Here is a 1,004-nt window from a genome sequence, read left to right on the forward strand (position 1 = left end):
GGCCTGAAATTTGTGGAAGAGCAGCAGATCCTGTTCGGTGACGGGGCGAACGGCAATATCAAAGGCATTGTGCCGCAGGCCAGTCAGTACAAGGCGGAAATCAAGGTGGAGAAAGCGACCGCCATTGATGATATCCGGCTGGCGATGTTGCAGGCGCAATTAGCGTTGCTGCCTCCGTCGGCGATTGTGACCCACTTTGTTGACTGGGCGACAGTGGAGCTGATTAAGGACAGTCTCGGGCGTTATTTGTTGTCCAATCCGCAAGGCTATACCACCCCGACGTTATGGGGTCTGCCGGTGATTGCGACCGATGTCGCGGCCTTCCGGGGTAAATTTCTGGTCGGTGCGTTTGATTCTGCCGCTCAGATTTTTGACCGGGAACAAATGAACGTCGTTATCTCCAGTGAGAACGAAGACGACTTCGGCAAGAACATGATCTCCATTCGTTGTGAAGAACGTCTGGCACTCGCCGTCAAACGCCCGGAAGCCTTTATTTACGGTGATTTTACCGCTTCGGTAGCCCCCAAAGGTTAATCACATTACTCACGGCGGTCACTGGCCGCCTTTTTGATGACAGGTGACGGATGATACCCCTTTCCATGATTAAAGATCATTGCCGGCTGGATTCATCACAGGATGATGCCTTGCTCGAGCAATACGAAAACGCCGCCATTCACTATGCCCTGAACTATACCGACAGAAAAACGCTGCATATTCCGCAGGGGTTATCCCCGGAACCCGCAACAGAAAAGACCGCGCCGCCGGAGGTCATTGATGATAATGCGCTGGTCTTAAACGAAGCGGTGATTCAGGCCCTGTTGCTGCTGATCGGGCATTGGTATGAGAACCGGACTGCCGTGGTGGTGGGGCAGTCGGCGGCAACCCTCCCGTTTGCCGTTAAGGCACTGCTGCAACCCTATAAACGCTACCGTCTGTGAGGTGACTATGGATATTGGCCGACTTCGCCATCGCATTACCATTCAGGCTATCCGGGCTAACCAGAC

The 1,004-nt window shown here is 53.8% G+C and carries 2 protein-coding genes; both read left to right on the forward strand.

Annotation, left to right across the window (positions count from 1 at the left end):
* A partial coding sequence (locus tag AACS90_RS03600; protein ID WP_099123663.1) for a phage major capsid protein occupies positions 1–534 on the forward strand: 534 nt, incomplete at its 5' end.
* Positions 535–584: 50 nt separating this feature from the next.
* Entirely contained in the window at positions 585–938 is a 354-nt protein-coding gene (locus AACS90_RS03605) for a head-tail connector protein (RefSeq protein WP_099123664.1), read from the forward strand.
* The last annotated feature ends 66 nt before the right edge of the window (positions 939–1,004 follow it).

This window comes from Xenorhabdus sp. KK7.4 (genome assembly GCF_963876465.1).
Lineage (GTDB): Bacteria > Pseudomonadota > Gammaproteobacteria > Enterobacterales > Enterobacteriaceae > Xenorhabdus > Xenorhabdus stockiae.

Coding starts and splice junctions, on each gene's coding strand:
- AACS90_RS03605 (WP_099123664.1), top strand. CDS start 585: ATGATACCCCTTTCCATGATTAAAGATCATTGCCGGCTGGATTCATCA.